Here is a 1,285-nt window from a genome sequence, read left to right as displayed (position 1 = left end):
GGGACTGACCCCCGTTTTTGAGACAGGGATCAAAACACCTTTATAAAACAGCCAGTTGCCGAAACTCTTTTGGTGACTGGCTGTTTAATTTCAATTGAATTCGGATATTGTTATAATAATCAATATACTCCCTGACCGTTTTTTCTACAATGGCTGTTGTAGTGTTTGTCAGGTGGTGGAGATAGAATCCTTCTGTTTTTAAACTGGAGTGGAAGGATTCTATGGGGGCATTATCAGCGGGCATTCCCTTCCGGGACATGCTCATGGTAATGCTTTTTTCCTTTATCTCCTTTTGATAAGCATAAGAAGTGTAGACCGAACCTTGATCACTATGAAGTACGCAGCCTTTAGGTAATGTCTGTAACTGCTTCAATGTATCTAAAACAAGAGAAACATCCTGTTTATCACCAATCGTATAAGCCACAATCTCACTAGTATACAAATCTTTTATGCTGGATAGATAAAGTGGTTTTTGACCAAATGGCAAATACGTTATATCTGTCACCAGTTTTTCAAGTGGCTTTGTCGCAGTAAAATCCTGTTTTAAGTGATTTTCTGCAATATAGTAAGGTTGACCAGTCTGTTTACGCTTTTTTATTTTCACACGACACTGTAAACCGTAGGTTTGCATAATGCGTTGTACTGTCTTATGATTTATTCTCCTTTCTTTTCGCAGTAGGGCCGTTATTTTACGATAACCGTACGTATATTGGTGTGACTCACAAAGCGACGATATGAGGTCAATTAACACTTGCTGTTTTGGCAGGAGATCTTGTTTTTTCCAACGATAAAATGTTGATCTTGCGAGCTCAAACATCTGACAGAATGCACTTACACTTACTGTGTCTTTTACCGCATCATAAATCGACACGAATGCTTCTCTTTTCACTTCCTTTCCCATTCTATATACTTTTTTAATAGGTCAATTTGTTGCTTTAAATAAAGATTTTCTGTTTTCAACTTCTCGTTCTCATTTTGATATTCTGGTCCTTTCCCGTAGGTATACTGCTTTCCAACTGGTTGATGAAATCGATGGATTTCACCCTCGCGATACCATTTCATCCACGTTTTCACTTGTGTTCTATTCTTAATTCCTAACTTGTCCATGATTTCTTTTGTCGGGATTCCAGCTAACCTCATTTGAACGGCCTCTTCTTTTACACTAATCGGATAACTAACTCTTTTTCCCATACAAAAAACACCTCCAAATTGTTTTCAGATATGCTATACCCGATTTTTCAATTTAAAGGTGTTTTTATTTGTCTCACTTTATGGGGTCAGTCCC

General features: G+C 37.7%; 1 protein-coding gene. It reads right to left on the bottom strand.

Translation table 11 applies throughout. The annotated features are described in order from the left end of the window. Positions 1-40: 40 nt before the first annotated feature. Positions 41-1,191 (bottom strand): IS3 family transposase gene (locus tag AAZR19_RS18845; RefSeq protein ID WP_139336372.1). Its coding sequence is split into 2 segments (ribosomal slippage): positions 41-921 and positions 921-1,191, totalling 1,152 coding nucleotides; the frame shifts between segments, so codons are not numbered across the junction. Positions 1,192-1,285: the final 94 nt, after the last annotated feature.

The organism is Bacillus sp. Je.9.29.b (assembly GCF_051129925.1).
GTDB classification, from domain to species: Bacteria; Bacillota; Bacilli; order Bacillales; family Bacillaceae; genus Bacillus; species Bacillus safensis.
Note: the sequence above shows the minus strand (reverse complement) of the source record. Positions and strands in the feature narration are given on the sequence as shown.